Raw genomic sequence first — 18413 nt, 5'->3', positions numbered from 1 at the left:
ACTGTGCCGATTGCTTCTGTGTATTCTGGCAATTCATTCTTAGCCGCTTCTACTGCATTGACACCGTCCTCAAATTCTGGCACTTCTACTACTGGAGCTGGTTCGTCGCCTACTGTGCCGATTGCTTCTGTGTATTCTGGCAACTCATGCTTAGCGGCTTCTACAGCATTAACACCGTCCTCAAATTCTGGGACTTCTACCACTGGAGCTGGTTCGTCGCCTACTGTACCAAGTGTATCTGTGTATTCTGGCAACTCATGCTTAGCCGCTTCTACTGCGTTAACGCCTCCCTCAAATTCTGGGACTTCTACTACTGGTGCTGGTTCGTCACCTACTGTGCCGATTGCATCTGTGTATTCTGGCAACTCATACTTGGCTGCTTCAGTAGCGTTAACACCGCCCTCAAATTCTGGGACTTCTACCACTGAAGCTGGTTCGTCACCTACTGTGCCGATTGCTTCTGTGTATTCTGGCAACTCATGCTTAGCGGCTTCTACAGCATTAACACCGTCCTCAAATTCTGGGACTTCTACCACTGGAGCTGGTTCGTCACCTACTGTGCCAAGTGCATTTGTGTATTCTGGCAACTCGTTCTTAGCGGCTTCTACTGCATTGACACCACCCTCAAATTCTGGGAATTCTACCACTGGAGCTGGTTCGTCGCCTACTGTACCGATTGCATCTGTGTATTCTGGCAACTCGTTTTTAGCGGCTTCTACTGCATTGACGCCACCCTCAAATTCTGGAACTTCTACTACCGGAGCTGGTTCGTCGCCTACTGTGCCGATTGCTTCTGTGTATTCTGGCAACTCATGCTTAGCTGCTTCTACTGCATTAACACCACCCTTGAATTCTGGGATTTCTACGACTGGCGCTGGCTCATCGCCTACTGTACCGATTACATCTGTGTATTCTGGCAACTCATGCTTAGCAGCCTCTACTGCATTAACACCGCCCTCAAATTCTGGGACTTCTACTACTGGAGCTGGCTCGTCACCTACTGTGCCGATTGATTCTGTGTATTCTGGCAACTCATGCTTAGCGGCTTCTACTGCATTGACGCCACCCTCAAATTCTGGAATTTCTACCACTGGAGCTGGTTCGTCACCAGCTGTCCCGATTGCTTCTGTGTATTCTAGCAACTCATGCTTGGCAGCTTCTACTGCATTGACACCGCCCTCAAATTCGGGGACTTCTGCTACTGGAGCTGACTCGTCACCTACTGTGCCAATCGGATCTGTGTATTCTGGCAACTCATGCTCGGCAGCTTCAGCAGCATTGACGCCACCCTCAAATTCTGGAACTTCTACGACTGGAGCTGGCTCGTCACCTTTGCTAGTAGTAATGACAGGTTTGACCTTAACTTCAACAATTCGATCTTGCGCCTCAGTCGTATCTGTATGAACAGTTGTACGGTTAGATCCTAAGACCTCAACATAATCAACTCTTTCACCCTTCTTACCTTCTGAGATTACACGACGTTCATCTTGAGCTAAGTCATTGTTTTCACGAATAATTTCCTTAAATGGAATTTCGGTCTTGACAACTTCTAGACTTGGTCGTTCGAGAACAGGACTTTGGTCGCCTTCTTCAGGAACTATACGGTGACTAGGTTTGAAATGAATACGATATTCCTTGACAAGACTACCATCCTTAGCAAGAAGACGAACAAGGCTAGGAAGGTTATCCTGACTAGACTCAACAACCGTTATCACACCGTTACCACTTGCTTGAGCAGTCACCTGTGGTTTAGTGCCATTTAAGCTCACTGTATAATCTGAAACCTCAGGATCAAAGTTTTCTAATGCTTTTCCAGCAACCGAAATGGATACTGAAGGAGTTTCCTCATCTCTTGCTTTAGCAGGAGAGTAAGCACTAAACTCGACCATTGCTAGACCATTAGTTGTAGATTTACGAGTCATGCGTGCTCGAATAGCTGATGTCTCAATTGAATCAAAGGTAAATTCGATTGGCTTACCAGCCACGATTTCTCCAGATGCCTTATAAGGAATTTCTTGCCAGTTTTCTGCCTTGTTAAATGGATGATCCGCATTTTCTTCATAACGAGAAATAGTGCTTGGTTCTGTATAGGCAGGCCCAACATATCTTTCTAGTACCATTTTAGCTGGTGCGTCTGTTCCACTGTCTTTAAAGAATTGAATGGCTACTTTTCCAACAGATTGAGGTGTAATCTGACCATTCTTCTTAAAGAGAATTCCCACAGATGTTTCTTGGTCCTTCGGAGTTCGAGACCAGTTAGTCCAACGTCCATCCTCGTTAAAGTGCCCATCGTTGATATAGAAAATCTTATCCCGAGAAGCAGCTTGTGTATCATTTGTAGTAGACGCAAAGGCTTTAGAATCAGTTGCATTATTGCTTGCATTTTCTGAAATGACTTGATTACCTTTTGTAACAACTGTTACTTGCATCTTGGTTGTTAAGTCTGTTCCTAGAACATGACCAAGAACTTCAAAGCTACCTTCTTGTGCAGTCGTATGTTCTGGCACAGCATCCCATTGGACAGCAAGGTTAGCCTTAACCCAGCCAGTCTGTGATGGATAGTAGACTGTTACCTCTGCAGGCAATTGAAGTTGATCACCAACATTCAAGGTCTGAGCACTATTTTCCGCAGCTACTGGTTGTGTTGTTTCTTTTTCATCATCACGGAAGATACGATATTCTTTTAGAACAGTTCCATCCTCAGCTTTCAAGATAAGACGTGTCGCACCTTTTTCACTTGTTGCAGGAACAACTGTCACCACACCGTTGTTGCTGGCTGTTGCAGTGATTTCCTTGCTTGCTTGAGGAATATAATAATCTGTCTTAGACGGATTGAAATGCTCAAGCTTCTTGCCATCTACTTGGATAGAAATTTCTGAGCTGGTAGCACTTGGAACTTTACTTCCTAAAATAGTGATTTCTGTCAAACCAACACCAGCAGTTCCATCTGCTTTCTTCATACGCATACGAACAGCATAAGTTTCAACCTTATCAAATGTAAAGTGGTTTGTTTGACCTGCAGATAATTGTCCTGGAGCTTTGAGATGTTCAACTTCTTTCCAGTTGGCAGCATTGTTGAATGGATGGTTGGTATCACGCTGAGCATTATTGACATTATTTGGAAGATCTGGAACTTCCTGACCGACATAGTATTCAATAACATATTCTTTTGGAAGTCCGATTGCCCCGTCTGTATAGAAATCAACGGAAAGATTGTCGACAAAACGTTTTGTCAAATCACCAGAGTTACCAAACAAGATAGATGCCCAGTCATTATCAGTATTTGTTCTCCAAGTTGTCCATCGATTCTTAACATCTGTACTGGCTCTTGAAACTGTCAAGTCATTCAAAGTACTTGCCGAATCATCACCACCCGTATTGGACACGATAGCTGCTGGCAATTGAGAACCAGTCCATTGTTTAGAGATGTTATTTCCAGCAACAACTTGACTAGAAACACGAATATGAGCCTTGGTAGTCAGATGGCTACCCACTAATTGACCCTTGATTTCATAGATACCTTCAGTCTGACTAAAGTTTTCAGGAACCTTATCCCAAACGACATCTTTATAGACAGTTGTTCCATTTGAATGATAAGCACGGACGCTAGCTGGCAATTGAACCGTTTCACCCTTAGGTAGAGTTAAACTGATTTCTTCTGCAACTTGCAAACCTTCAACAGTCACATTGGCAAGAGCTTCAATATCTGTACCCTCTACATGACCTTTAAGGGTAAAGCTATGGTAACTAGCGAGTTCTTTTGCATCTACCTTGTCCCAAGTTACAGCTACCTTACGAGGCAAGCCTTTATCAAATTCTGCTCCGATTTGATCAGGCAAATTCGGTTGCTGATTGATATCTGTAGAGATAGTTACTGGATGAAGTTTGACAATTTTCTTGTCTACTGTATTTTCTTTTATCACAAGTTCAGTGGCTACAGATTGAGTCTTATCAGTTTGATTGTCAATACTAGGAGTGAGGGTTACACTACCTTTCTTGTAAAGAAGCAAGTTCTGACCATTCACCTCAAGATGAGCACCATCAGCTGACTTAGCTTCCAAATGGATATCTGACGCTGAAAATTCAGTCTGTGAACCATCTTCATAATGTCCAATGACATGATAAGGGAGGACCTGATCTTCTGTTGCATTTTCTTTTCCTTCAACACTTACTTCCAAGCGTGTCAAGGCAGGAGCTTCTTTCACAAATTGAATCAAGTAAGTTTGAACTAAATCGCCCTTCTGGTCACTCAAGAATACAGAAGCCTGATAATCATTAGCTGCTGAAGCTTGTTGAACTGTTACCTGATAGCCTCTTGTCTGTGCTCCGACACTTGGAATCTCAGCACTGTAAGGAAGGGATACTCGGTAGTAGGTCTTTCCAGGATCAAAGTTTTCAAGAGTCTTATCTCCAACTGTGAGACCTGTAACAGTACTTTCTGTTTCCTTGTCACTTGCGATAAAGGTTGCTGTCACCTCGTAGTCATTTCCAACTAATTTACCAGTTGCTTCAGTACGTCCACCTTCTTTTGTCAAGGCAGAAGGATCTTTCAAGGTCCAAGAAACGACATCCGCATCAACCAAGTTACCATCTGACAAAACAGCCGTTACAGTTTTATCCAAATCTTCTGCAGCTGTACCAACTGGCACAGTTGCTACCTTAGGCAACCACTTATCGAGTGCAACCACCTTAACAAGGGCTTCAGCCTTAGCTTCAAGTCCTTCCACGCTACCAAGAACTTTTTTCTCACCTGCACTAGTAAGGAGATCATCTGGTATATCCCAAGTTACAGATTTTTCTTCAACACTGCCGTCGCTATAAATAGCTGTCACAGTTTTTGGCAATTTAGGATCCTCACTGACATCAGTTCTTGCCTTAACAGGGGCAAAAGCAACAAAGTGACGGTTTTCTTTCTTACCTGAAACAGTTGTGACTGTTGCTTGATCAGAAGCTAAACCTGCAGAATCTGCAAAGAGGGTAAATTTCCCTTCTTTTTCAGTGGATTTAACAATGACAACACCTTTACCATTGAAGGCTTTTCTCTGCCATGTGCCATCTTTCTGAGCTTTGTAGCGTTCACGGCTAGCTTGTTCTCCATTATCCACACCAACGATTTGACCTTGACCATGAAGATTGAAATGAACAAGATTGTTAGCTGTTGGAACAACATTGCCATCTTCATCAACGATTTCATAATGGATATAAGACAAATCTTTTCCGTCTGCAGTGATGACATGTTCTTCCTTGGTGAGTCGAACTCTAGCTGGCTCCCCTGCTGTTGTCACACTATCACGCGCAATTTCTTTGCCATTTTCATCACGAGCAATGGCAGTTAAGGTACCTGGTTTATAGTCAACCAACCACTCAAGATACAATTCACTTGGTTTAGCTCCCTCGTGATAAGGGCGACCATCTTCAGTTGTTTTCTTAACAAATTCTTTCTTACCGAGGGACTCATTGTTCAAGAACAATTCTACGCTAGCGGCATTTGAGAAGGTCCGAACTGGAACCTTGCCATTGATGAGCATATTACGTTCCTTGAGCGTTTCTTCTGTCCAATTCCAGTGAGGCATGATACGAACAGTTGGTTTTTCTTTGGCACTATACCACTCACTGCGATAGAGATAGAAATCATTCTTAGGCAATCCTGCCGTATCAATGATACCAAAGTAAGAGCTTTTCACTGGTGTATTATCTTGATTATGCCATGGTGTAGGTTCCCCGATATAGTCGAAACCAGTCCAGATAAACTGACCTGCATAGCCAGCACGATCACGGTCAAAGGTCCAAGATTCAGTAGCTGTTCTACCCCAGGCTACACGATCATTACCATAGTCTGATTGTTCATAGTGACGATTTGGACGATTGTCGTGCCAGAGTAAATGAGCAGGATCAAAATAAGAATCTCGAGTTCGAGTTGCTGAAGAAGTTTCAGAACCGTAGATCAACCAGTCTGGATGGGCTTTACGAACAGCATCGTAAAAACGCTCTCCATAGTTCATACCTACAGCATCCATGATTGCTGCTAATTCTAAGAACAAGCCTGTAGAAGCACGACTGAACTTATTTTCACCCATAGTCACATAGCGCTCTGTATCAATTGCTTTGATAATAGCTTTCAAACGCTTGGCTGTTTCTAGTGAACGAGCTCCACCATCAGCCTCATCAACTTCATTACCGAGTGACCACATAACGATAGATGGATTATTTTTATCACGTTCGACCATGGTTCTGAGGTCAAAATCAGACCACTTCTCACCCTTCTTGGCTTCTGGGTGAGTTGCATCTTGGTCAAAGAAACGTCCATAGTCATACGTTTTCTTGCCACGATACCAAGTATCAAAGGCTTCTTCTTGGACCAAAAGTCCTAGACTTGCCGCAGCATCAAGCAACTGTGGACTTGCTGGATTGTGGGTTGTGCGGATAGAGTTAACTCCCATATCTTTCAGGAGTTTTAATTTACGATAGGTTGCCTTATAATTTTCTTCTGCTCCCAAGGCACCGTTATCATGGTGGATACTAACTCCATGGAATTTCATTCTCTCACCGTTCAAAGAGAATCCTTCTTTGGCTGTCCAGTTAAAATAACGATAACCAAAGGTATCTTCTGTCACATCAACTAGCTGACCTTCTTTATAAACCTTGGTTTTCAGGACATAGAGCTGAGGATGATAGCTTTTGGTTGTCCAGAGGGTTGGCTTATTAACCAAAATCGTTTGCTTAAAGTCAGCTGTCTCATTTCCTGCTAGGCTCTTAGTTACAGAACGAACCAAATCTGAAACAGCCTTACCTTCCTTAGTAAAAATCTGTTGCTCTACAAATACCTTGGCTAATGTCTTGGCAGTATTTTTGATCTTGCTTTGGATTTGTGTTTCAACGTTGCCATCTTTTTGTTCAGCTAGTTTTGGAGTTGTGATATGATTTCCATTTTCAGCCACTTGCACCTTGTCACGATAGCTAAGTGTCACATCGCGATAGATCCCACTTCCTGAGTACCATCGACTACTTGGCTGTTTATTGGTAACTTGGACCGCAATGGTATTTTCACTACCATCCTTATTTAAAAATTCAGTGATATCATATGAAAAATGATTGTAACCACTTGGATAATGACCTACAAATTTACCATTGACATAGACCTTGGAGTCCATGTAAACTCCATCAAAATTAATACGAACGTCCTTGTCCTTGGCAGCTTCGTCTACAGTAAAGGTCTTACGATACCAGGCAGTACCACCATTTAATTGACCACCTTCATTTCGAGCAGGAGACTTGTGATCAAAATCAAAATAGATACTCCAGTCATGAGGAAGGTTCAACTTAGACCAGTCATGAACATCAACATCTTTCTTAGAAAAATCACCCTGAGCGTTTAATTTAAAATACCAGTCTTTGTTGAAATTTTGTTTTCTTTCCTGTAAAAGTTTGTCTTCTTTTTCCTTCTCTTTTGTAGCTTGAGGCAATTCACTTGCCGAAGCTTTTTCTTCCTTGCTTTTATCGTTCATTACAGGTTTATTCTGATTAGGTGTATCAGAATGTTCTTCCAAAACTGCTGGCTTTTCAGTATTCACTTCTGCCACTGTAGGTTCTTTCTCATTCACTTCAGTAGCAGGTTTTTCAGTTTTTTCAACTTTGTCTTTTTTAGGGCTAACTACTTCTGCTTCCTTTTTTTCCTTAGGACTTGTTACCTCAGGCTCTTTTTCTTCAGTTACTGGTTTTGCTGCTACATCCGTATCTTTTTCTTCTTTTTCAATAGCGGAATCTTGTGGGCTATTTTGCTCCGCTTTTGCAATGGCTGCAGCAAGATCATCTGGAAGCTTATCTAAAGGTTGAACTTGATGAATCGTTTCTTCAGTGGTACTTGACGTTTCAGTTTCAGCTGCTTGTGCTACCTGAAGACCAAATATACTAGCTCCAATCATAACCGAAGCCGCACCAATGGCGAATTTACGAATACTAAAATGACAGCGTTTTTCAAAAAATCTCTTATCCATTAAATCCTGTTTTCCTTTCTTATATATTTAGTAAGCGATTACATTATTTGCTAAAAAATAAACCTCCTCCCAGAACGCCCACTAAATTTTTAGATATAAATATTGTTAACCTTAATATATCAAAATAGTAGAAGATTTTCAATAATTTGTAGAAGTTTTACTGTAATTTTATTAAAATAAGTGCAAGAAAAAACAAGTTCGTTTTTAGCAGAACTTGTTTTTTAAAGATTTAAGAAAATTAGAGTTTTAATCTGATAATACTCATTATCCAATTACAAAAGAACAATCTTCTCCGAAATGATCGAAACTTTTTCCACTTTCTAAATAGTACTTAACAATTTCCTCTATTAAGCGTTTTTTTCTTAATCTATCTTCTAAGCATTTTTTTCTTAACCTATCTTCATCTACTTTAAATAATTTAGGAAAATCAATAGAAAATCCTTGTTTTTTAATCTGTTGGTAATAGACAATGAGGTCTTCTTTATTATTTTTAATAAATATCTCTAAATCCCTTATTGTTTGTACTTTGTTCATATCATTCTGAAATTCTGGATTTGAGAAAGCAATATATTGAGAAGGTTTACGAAGTTTGTTTATCTCTTCATTTAATTTATAAACAGTAGAAGTATCATTTTCTATTCTTATTTTTAAATGCTCACAGATTAAAAATCCAAAATAATTTTGATCAAACCAATACTTATCGTCAATCTTTTCAAATTCACTATTTTTACTATATATATCTGATAGATGTTCTATGTAAGGCTTTAAAATAGATTTTGTTAAAGTTATTGGATTATTTGCTAATATAGTCAAAATTTTTTGAAATTCTAACTTTATTCTATGATTATATGTTTTTTCAATATTATAGTTATTAATGAAATTTCGAATACGTTTATCCATAGTATTGTCTTTATAGTGAAATACAATACTTGGTTGAAAAACCTCATTCGTATCATTAAAATTTACCTCAAAATACTTCTCAATTGCAAACTCTTCAAAGTAAGGGTTAATTTCACTTTCTTCCTCTATGAAAGACCTTTTACTATGTTTAGAAGTATTGCACTCCCCACAACATTTGACTAGATTAATTGGCAAAATTGCTAGTCTGGGTTCACCAAGTTTTTGACCATTTTTCTCTTTCCCACTCTTAGGAATAATATGCTCGAGTGTTACTTTAGTTGAAAATACACCTTCACAAATAGGACAAATTGCTTGATTATAGGTATTTTTTACAACTGGGAATTTTTGAAATAACCCTTTCGATTCTTTTCGGATATGACTATCATACCATGAAGGTATAATCTCATACTGTGACTGAATTAGATTAACATTTAATTCATACAACGAACCTATAGCTTTACTTTTATATTCTCTATCTAATTCTGTTAAAAAAATACAAAGTTTTTCCTCATCAGCTACTTCTTTCAATACTTCAATAACTTCTTCTATAGACGGATATTTTTGTGCTACTCTTTTGATAAGACATCACCCGCTTTCTCTATCTCATCTTTCACTACAAGATACTTCAGAAAAGCTTCATCTCCTAGATATTGCCTGTCTTCATCTGATAACAAATTAACATCTTCTAAATCCTCTTGCCCTTCTTCAATAATTTTTTTCTTTCGATCATTAAAGAAGCTATTATAACCTGTTTGTTGTAATTCAATTCCATATATATTTTTATATAAGGTGTCTAAATTTTGACCATAAGTTTTGTAACAAATATTTGTTAATTCGTGATTAGAATCTAATTTATAGACATTACAATGAGGAATTTCTTGAATGATTACTGGTGAATGTGTAGCCATCAAACAGAAAGCTTTATTATTATCCACTAACTCTGAAACAGCTCTAATAAATGCTTTAACCATAGGTGGATGCATAAACGTTTCTGGCTCATCAAAAATTACCAAGCTTCCTTGATTAATACTTGAAACAAGCTTCGTAATATATAAAAGAATAGTTGCTTGTCCTGAACTTAATGTATCAATTTTTTCAATATCATTCTTAGAAATATTTCTATCTTGAAAAGCATTGATGATATCATCTACCCAAGATTCAAATGTAAAGAAATTCAAACAATCTCCCCACATTTTCAATTTATCTTCAGAAGCAATCAAATCAATCAACAAATTTTGTATATAGTAGGAAAAGCTTTCTTTGATGCTTATCTCACCTTCAAATCCTTCTTTTAGTGTGTTCTCAGCAACTAGATACTTACTAGATTTCTGATCTAAATACTTCTTCACATCAGACAGTGCTAATGCTTCGGTTTTCTTTAGTACTTCTAGAATTGGAGGATACTTCACTGAAACAAATCCTACTTTTTCATAGATAATTTCACCGTCTGAGTCTTTCCCTTTATCATTAATTTCCTTACGGATACCATCTTTATCAAAATTAATAATATTATCAAATGGACTTAATGAAAAATGAAGTATCTGTGAAAATTTATTGTCTCCTTCCATATGTTCACTTATTATCTGGTTGATTTTATAGGATTTCCCACTACCATTTCCACCAACCACTGCATAGACATTCATTGGTAAATCCGACATTCTATTTTTTATGAAATGTAATTTTCCTTTATCTATACCATCTTCTTTAAAACTATAGTTTATAGATTCTACCCTATCATCTACTGCCTCCTTAATATTTTTATTTGAGGAAAATGATGACTCATCCTCTGAAGAATACATCTTAGAGTTATTATAACCAAAAATAGTCAATGGATGAAATATTTCCTTGATTTCTTTTAATGTAGTTGTTCTTAGAAATGAATTATATAAAAAATTATGAACATCACCATTAGGTGGGAGAAACGTCAGAGATTTACCGTGTGAATCTGAAACTTCTGAATATTTTTCTGCAATTTCATCTAATAAACTTATATTAAATGCAAGGTCTCTTGAACGAGTGAACCATTTCTGACGTTCTTCATAAGATAGATATTTTTTAAAAAATTCATAGTACGCAACTTCACCCAAGGAACAAAAATCCTCATCAGGATATTCTCCTTCGCCACTTTTTAAATAATCCATAGAAAGATTATTTTTCGGATTAACTCGTAGCTCAAAAGTTTGTTCCCAAATCGTAAGATTAAAAACCAACTGATATCCATAATCGTCCCACTTATTAGGCTCTAAGCACATCTGTTCTACAAAATCATCAAAACTTAAGGAAATAATTCCCTTCAATGTCTCTAAGTATTCCTCACTATCTTTTTCAACTCTTATAAAATGACATGTGAAAAAGTCTTGCTCAATAGTAAAGTAACTTTGTCCAATACAGTTTTCAAATTCTCTTGCCTTATTATTTTTTGTAAATTCAATATTCCCTGTTTTAGGAGAGTCGGTCAATTCTGTAATAACAAAATAATTTTCTAAATCAAAATTCCAATCGATTGCTGATTTCGCAAATTTATTAATAATTAAAAATTTACTACTTTCATATTTTTTTTCTAAATCTTTAAGATTATACTGAACAAATATTCCTTGATCAGGAATTTTATAAAAGTTGCTTCTACTTTTTAACCAGTCAATCTCCGAATACTCACTTCTAATTCTTTCAATAATTTCACTAATACTCATTTCACTGATTACCTTTCTTACATCATTATCAACATTATAACACAACAACATTTGAAATTGTAGATTTACCTAAAATTTATATACTCTTGAATTTAGTTTACTGCTCTCTTTTAGATATCTATAATCGTAGCTTTAAAATAATAGTCTTATTGATGTCAACACAAACATCATTCAACATATAACTATCTCCATTCAAAATCTGTAATATATTTGTGTTTTCACATTTTATCAAAATCGTACAAAACCATTTTTTAAAATTAAAAGAACCTTGCAAATACTACAAAGCTCTCTTAAACGATAATCTCTAATTTATAATGAAGTTTAGAAAAATATCTATATTGACAGATTTTCTATTTATTAATTACTATCCAAGCTACGCAATGCAGCTTGATAAGTTTGCTCCATCAGCATGGTAATCGTCATAGGTCCTACCCCACCAGGTACAGGGGTGATATGACTAGCAATTGGTTCAACAACATCATAGTCAACATCGCCACAAAGCTTGCCATTTTCATCTCGGTTCATCCCCACATCAATGACAACTGCTCCAGGTTTGACAAAGTCAGCAGTCACAAATTTGGCACGGCCGATTGCTACTACTAGAATATCTGCTTTAGAAGCTACTTGGGCTAGATTGTGGGTGCGAGAGTGGGTCAAGGTTACAGTTGCATTTTTTGCCAATAAAAGCTGAGCCATTGGCTTACCGACAATATTAGAACGACCAATGACAACTGCATTTTTACCTTCTAAGTCGATCCCATACTCATGAAACATTTCCATAATCCCGGCAGGTGTTGAAGGGATCATGACTGGGTGACCAGACCAAAGACGTCCCATGTTGAGCGGATGAAAACCATCCACATCCTTCTCAGGGTCAATAGCCAATAAAACAGCTTCCTCATCGATGTGTTTTGGTAAAGGCAATTGAACCAAAATCCCATGCCAAGCTGGATCTTGATTGTATTTGGCAATCAAAGCCAACAATTCCTCTTGGGTAATTGTCTCAGGAACTCGCACAACTTCACTCTGGAAACCTGCAGCTATAGCTGAACGTTCCTTATTGCGTACGTAAACTTGGCTGGCAGGATTGTCCCCAACCAAAATCACCACCAAACCAGGAACCAATCCTGTTTCTTCTTTCAATCTCGCAGTCTTTTCAGCCAACTCCCCCTGTAACTTGGCCGCCAAGGCCTTCCCATCAATAATCTGTGTCATGTGTTTTCTCTTTTCTAACAAATATCTTCTATTATATCAAAAAATGGCTTATCACTCTAACACTTCTTGACTAAGAGACCTTATAGTCTGAAACTATAAGAAAAAGCTCTTATCGAGCTTTTCTAAATTACGATATTCTTACAAAACCTTACTCAAGAACTCCTTGGTTCTTTGTTCTTGGGTTTGTTCAAAGACTTGCTCTGGAGTACCGTCTTCGACAATAACACCGTCAGCCATAAAGATGACACGATCTGCCACCTCACGCGCAAAGCCCATCTCGTGCGTCACGATGACCATGGTCATTCCTGACTTAGCAAGTTCTTGCATAACTGCTAGTACTTCCCCTACCATTTCTGGGTCTAAGGCAGAAGTCGGTTCATCAAAGAGTAGGACATCTGGTTCCATGGCAAGACCACGAGCGATAGCGATACGTTGTTGCTGTCCACCAGACAAACTTTGTGGATAAGCATCTGCCTTATCTGGTAAACCAACCTTTTCCAAGAGCTCATGCGCTCTCTTCTCAGCAACTTCCTTACTTTCCCCTTTGGTCTTAATCGGAGAAAGTGTAATGTTTTCCATCACTGTCATATTTGGGAAGAGATTGAACTGTTGGAAAACCATTCCCATCTTTTCACGCATGGCAAAGAGGTCATTTTTCTTATCTGTAATGTCTACTCCTTCAAAGATAACCTTTCCTTTTGTCGCTTCTTCGAGGAGATTCATAGAGCGAAGGAGGGTTGACTTACCGCTACCAGATGGTCCGATAATCACCACAACTTCCCCTTTTTTGATTTCAAGATCAATTCCTTTTAAAACTTCATTCTTCCCGAAGTTTTTATGAAGGTTTTCAATTTTTATAAGCATTTCAGTCATTATTTTTTCTCTCCTTGTCCCATACGATTTTCAAAAGCTTTCAAGGCTAGTGTCAAGATAGAGGTCATAATCAAGTAGTAGAAAGCTGCAAATAAGAGTGGAGTTAAAGGCAAGTAGGTGGTTGTTGACACCGTTGTAGCTCCATTCCACAATTCCATAACACCGATTGCTGACAAGAGTGAACTATCCTTGATAATGGTAATAAACTCATTCCCCAAGGCTGGCAAGATATTCTTGATGGCCTGTGGCAAGATGACATAGCGCATAGCATTTTTAGGACGAATCCCTAGAGAGTAAGCCGCCTCTAATTGACCTTTAGGTACTGCATTGATACCAGCACGAACTGTTTCTGATACATAGGCACCACTATTCATAGAGATAATGATAATACCTGGAATCAAACGTGAAAAATCAACTCCCAAAACTCCAATCTGAATTGTCGGAGCATTGATATGCATAAGAGCAAAAGCAATCATGATCTGTACCATCATAGGTGTTCCACGGAAAATCCAAATATAAACATTGGCAAGCCAAGATATGGGCTTTATTTTAGAACGTTGAGCAAAAGCCAAGACTACCCCTAAAATTGTCCCAAAAAAGACAACCAAAACAGAGATCAAGACTGTTACAAGAGCACCATAGTTAAAATATGGCAGATATTTAGGTAAAAAAGAAAAATTCATAAATCCACTACTTTCTAATTTCTAACTTAAAACTTGTATGAGTATAACATGTTTTGAATAAAAATTCAATCTTTTTCCTTTCATTTTCAATAAAATTTCAAAGAAAACAGAAATAGCGAGAAATCTTAGTTTTTTCTAGTCAAGTGGATACTCTTTATGGTAAAATAGTAACGATAAGAAATGGAGGAGAATCAAAATGGAATCACATTTGGTTAGAATCATCAACCGCCTAGAAGCAATGACAAAAGATGGTGGTAACTTAAAACGTAACTTTGAGCGCGAGGGAGTTGTTGTAGCTGAAGTTGCTTTTAACCATGATGAAGAAAATGGCCCAATTTTTACACTTCGTGATGTTGAAGCTCGTGAAACATATACTTTTGATAGCATCGACTTGATTGCGATGGAAATTTATGAACTTCTATACTAATAATAGATATACAGAGGTTGGGACAAAAGATCCCGACCTCACTTTTTATTAGCAATCAAACTTTGACGCGGTAGCTGATTGGACTTTTCGTTCGTCTTTTAGACTCCCAAAACTCCTAATCATCTTCGCGGGGCTGGGACTACGAAATCGAGACTTTGTCTATCGATTTCTGTCCCACCCCCTTTCACTAACGAGAATCCTTTTTGTATGACAAATAGGATTTTTTTCTTGCTATCAAAATCTTCTCCAGATTAGCGCTCTACTATTTATAGTGCTAGTATCCAATCTTTTTACTTGAATTGCCCAATAATCATGATATAATTAAATTATATACTTGTTTGACTATTTTTGACCTTTTAGATTTAGTCAAAACTAAGAAAGAAATGAGGTGGCGGTATGCTCTGTCAAAACTGTAAAATCAATGACTCAACGATTCATCTTTATACCAATCTCAATGGACAACAAAAGCAAATCGACCTTTGTCAAAATTGCTACAAAATTATCAAAACAGATCCTAACAATAGCTTATTCAAGGGCATTACAGATTTAAACAACCGTGATTTTGATCCCTTTGGAGACTTCTTTAACGATCTCAACAACTTTAGACCTTCTTCTAATAACAACAATATCCCCCCAACTCAGTCAGGGGGTGGATACGGTGGAAATGGTGGCTATGGTGCCCAAAATCGTGGTCCTGCCCAAACACCACCACCAATCCAGGAAAAAGGACTCTTGGATGAATATGGTATCAATGTTACGGAGATTGCCCGTCGTGGAAATATCGACCCTGTGATTGGCCGTGACGAAGAGATTATCCGTGTCATTGAAATCCTCAACCGCAGAACAAAAAACAACCCTGTCCTCATCGGTGAGCCCGGTGTTGGTAAGACAGCTGTTGTCGAAGGTTTAGCTCAGAAAATTGTTGACGGTGATGTTCCCCATAAGCTTCAAGGCAAAGAAGTCATCCGCTTAGATGTCGTTAGCCTTGTTCAAGGTACAGGTATCCGTGGTCAGTTTGAAGAGCGCATGCAAAAACTCATGGAAGAAATTCGTGAGCGCGAGGATGTTATTCTCTTCATTGACGAAATTCATGAAATTGTCGGTGCTGGTTCTGCTGGAGAAGGGAATATGGATGCAGGAAATATCCTAAAACCAGCTCTTGCACGTGGCGAACTCCAACTGGTTGGTGCTACTACCCTCAATGAATATCGCATCATCGAAAAAGATGCTGCCCTTGAACGTCGTATGCAACCTGTCAAAGTTGATGAACCAACTGTGGAAGAAACCATTATTATCCTGAAAGGTATCCAAAAGAAATACGAAGATTACCATCATGTTCACTATACTGACGGCGCTATCGAAGCGGCCGCTACCCTTTCTAACCGCTACATCCAAGATCGTTTCTTGCCAGACAAGGCTATTGACCTTCTAGATGAAGCTGGTTCAAAAATGAACTTAACCTTGAATTTTGTAGATCCTAAGGTCATCGATCAACGCTTAATCGAAGCAGAAAATCTCAAGGCACAAGCAACCCGCGATGAAGATTTTGAAAAAGCAGCCTACTTCCGTGACCAGATTGCCAAATATAAGGAAATGCAAAAGACCAAGGTAACGGATCAGGATACTCCAATCATCAGTGAAAAGACAATCGAACACATCATCGAGCAAAAGACTAATATTCCAGTTGGGGATTTGAAAGAAAAAGAACAGTCTCAACTGATCAATCTAGCAGATGACCTCAAGGCTCATGTTATTGGCCAAGACGATGCTGTAGATAAGATTGCTAAGGCTATCCGTCGTAACCGTGTTGGTTTAGGTACTCCAAACCGTCCAATTGGTAGCTTCCTCTTTGTTGGTCCTACCGGTGTCGGTAAGACAGAACTTTCTAAACAACTGGCCATTGAACTCTTTGGTTCTGCTGATAGCATGATTCGCTTTGATATGAGTGAATACATGGAAAAACACAGCGTTGCTAAACTCGTTGGTGCCCCTCCAGGATACGTAGGCTATGATGAAGCTGGACAATTGACTGAGAAAGTGCGTCGCAATCCTTATTCTCTCATTCTCTTAGACGAGGTAGAAAAAGCCCATCCAGATGTTATGCATATGTTCCTTCAAGTCTTGGACGACGGCCGTTTGACAGATGGTCAAGGTCGCACTGTTAGCTTTAAAGACGCCATCATTATCATGACCTCAAATGCAGGTACAGGTAAGGCAGAAGCTAGTGTCGGATTTGGTGCTGCTAGAGAAGGCCGTACTAACTCTGTCCTTGGGGAATTAGGCAACTTCTTTAGTCCAGAATTTATGAACCGTTTTGATGGCATTATCGAATTCAAGGCTCTCAGCAAGGAAAATCTCCTTCAAATCGTTGACCTCATGTTAGATGATGTCAATAAACGACTCTCAAGTAATAACATCCATTTAGATGTAACAGATAAGGTTAAGGAGAAACTTGTAGACCTTGGTTATGATCCAAAAATGGGAGCTCGTCCACTCCGTCGTACAATCCAAGATTATATCGAAGATGCGATTACAGACTACTACCTTGAAAATCCAAGCGAGAAAAACCTCAAGGCTGTCATGACTAGCAATGGTAAAATCATGATTAAATCAAAAAATAAATTGGAAACAGTTGACTCAAATGACTAATTCCACATACTAAAAGAATGTTCTTACTTGACAGTAAGAGCATTCTTTAATATGATAGAAAGAAAGCGCACACATAAAGGAGAAATTTATGACGAATCCAACCTTTGGAGAAAAAAAAGAGGGTGTAACCTACAAAAATAGATATGGTGTTTATGCAGTCATCCCTGACTCAGCACATGAAAAGATTATCCTCGTTCAAGCTCCAAATGGTGCATGGTTCTTGCCTGGTGGCGAGATTGAAGCAGGCGAAGATCATTTTGAAGCTCTCAAACGAGAACTAATTGAAGAATTGGGTTTTACAGCTGAGATTGGCACTTATTATGGACAAGCAGATGAGTATTTCTATTCCAGCCATCGCGATACCTACTACTACAATCCAGCCTATCTCTACGAAGCTACTTCTTATCAAGAAATCCAAAAACCTTTGGAGGACTTCAATCATCTAGCTTGGTTCCCAATCGATGAAGCCATTGCTAACTTAAAGCGTGGCAGTCATAAATGGGCAATTGAAGCTTGGAAAAAACAGCATCAAGTTTAAATTAACTTTTCCAATTTTTCCAAAAAGTGCTATAATAGAAATAGAAACACAGGAGGAAAGCCTATGAAGCTCATCAACACTACTAATTCTCACTCAAACCTTGTTAAAAGCCAACTGGAGAGTACCGACGCTACACTCGTAGAAGTCTACTCTGCAGGCAATACTGATGTTATCTTTACTCAGGCACCGCTTCATTATGAAATCCTCATTTCCAATAAACATCGTGCTATCCGCGAACAAGAAATAGAAAAAATCCAAGAATTTTTCTTGAATCGCAAGATCGAAAAGCAAAATATCGATGAAGCTAATATCAAGACCCTCTACTCTGAAAAATTGATTGAAATCTCAATCCCAACAAAATAAAAATCAGTTTAACAACTGATTCAGATAGAAGACAAAGTCCTTGGAACTAAAGTTTCTAAGGGCTTTTCTTTGTGTAAAGTC

Annotated in this window: 10 protein-coding genes; 4 read left to right on the top strand and 6 right to left on the bottom strand. The window is 38.5% G+C overall.

All coding sequences use genetic code 11. From position 1 onward, the window contains the following. From HMPREF2805_RS04425 to HMPREF2805_RS04400, 6 genes are all read right to left on the bottom strand, one after another. The coding region (locus HMPREF2805_RS04425; RefSeq protein WP_261676277.1) for an SIALI-17 repeat-containing surface protein at positions 1-7994 on the bottom strand (7994 nt) is incomplete at its 3' end. A gap of 264 nt (positions 7995-8258) precedes the next feature. Continuing rightward, positions 8259-9422: an HNH endonuclease signature motif containing protein gene (locus HMPREF2805_RS04420; protein WP_261676275.1), complete on the bottom strand. Its 1164-nt coding sequence runs from the start codon at positions 9420-9422 to the stop codon at positions 8259-8261. 38 nt (positions 9423-9460) lie between these two features. Further along, positions 9461-11584, bottom strand: a complete 2124-nt coding sequence (locus HMPREF2805_RS04415; RefSeq protein WP_075231572.1) for an AAA family ATPase — start codon at positions 11582-11584, stop codon at positions 9461-9463. Positions 11585-11941: 357 nt separating this feature from the next. Continuing rightward, on the bottom strand, positions 11942-12799 hold the full coding sequence (locus tag HMPREF2805_RS04410; protein WP_075231559.1) for a bifunctional methylenetetrahydrofolate dehydrogenase/methenyltetrahydrofolate cyclohydrolase: 858 nt from the start codon (positions 12797-12799) through the stop codon (positions 11942-11944). Positions 12800-12937: 138 nt separating this feature from the next. Further along, complete coding sequence (locus HMPREF2805_RS04405; protein WP_075231558.1) at positions 12938-13672, bottom strand: amino acid ABC transporter ATP-binding protein; 735 nt, start codon at positions 13670-13672, stop codon at positions 12938-12940. Then, positions 13672-14355: an amino acid ABC transporter permease gene (locus HMPREF2805_RS04400; RefSeq protein WP_075231557.1), complete on the bottom strand. Its 684-nt coding sequence runs from the start codon at positions 14353-14355 to the stop codon at positions 13672-13674. The genes HMPREF2805_RS04405 and HMPREF2805_RS04400 overlap by 1 nt, the downstream gene beginning before the upstream one ends. Positions 14356-14551: 196 nt before the next feature. On the opposite strand from HMPREF2805_RS04400, the gene HMPREF2805_RS04395 reads away from it, so the two are divergent. The 4 genes from HMPREF2805_RS04395 (at position 14552) to HMPREF2805_RS04380 (ending at position 18332) form a co-directional block, all read left to right on the top strand. Continuing rightward, the gene (locus tag HMPREF2805_RS04395) at positions 14552-14782 is read left to right on the top strand and encodes a DUF1797 family protein (RefSeq protein WP_000443576.1); all 231 of its coding nucleotides are present in this window, start codon (positions 14552-14554) and stop codon (positions 14780-14782) included. Positions 14783-15178: 396 nt separating this feature from the next. Continuing rightward, a complete protein-coding gene (locus HMPREF2805_RS04390; protein WP_070459719.1) occupies positions 15179-17431 on the top strand; it encodes an ATP-dependent Clp protease ATP-binding subunit in 2253 nt (750 codons plus the stop codon). Positions 17432-17519: 88 nt separating this feature from the next. Next, complete coding sequence (locus HMPREF2805_RS04385; RefSeq protein ID WP_075231556.1) at positions 17520-17969, top strand: NUDIX hydrolase; 450 nt, start codon at positions 17520-17522, stop codon at positions 17967-17969. 63 nt (positions 17970-18032) lie between these two features. Then, positions 18033-18332: a DUF1827 family protein gene (locus HMPREF2805_RS04380; protein WP_000767183.1), complete on the top strand. Its 300-nt coding sequence runs from the start codon at positions 18033-18035 to the stop codon at positions 18330-18332. The last annotated feature ends 81 nt before the right edge of the window (positions 18333-18413 follow it).

This window comes from Streptococcus sp. HMSC034E03, from assembly GCF_001811505.1.
In the GTDB taxonomy this organism is placed as follows: domain Bacteria; phylum Bacillota; class Bacilli; order Lactobacillales; family Streptococcaceae; genus Streptococcus.
This window is presented reverse-complemented; position numbering and strand designations above follow the sequence as displayed.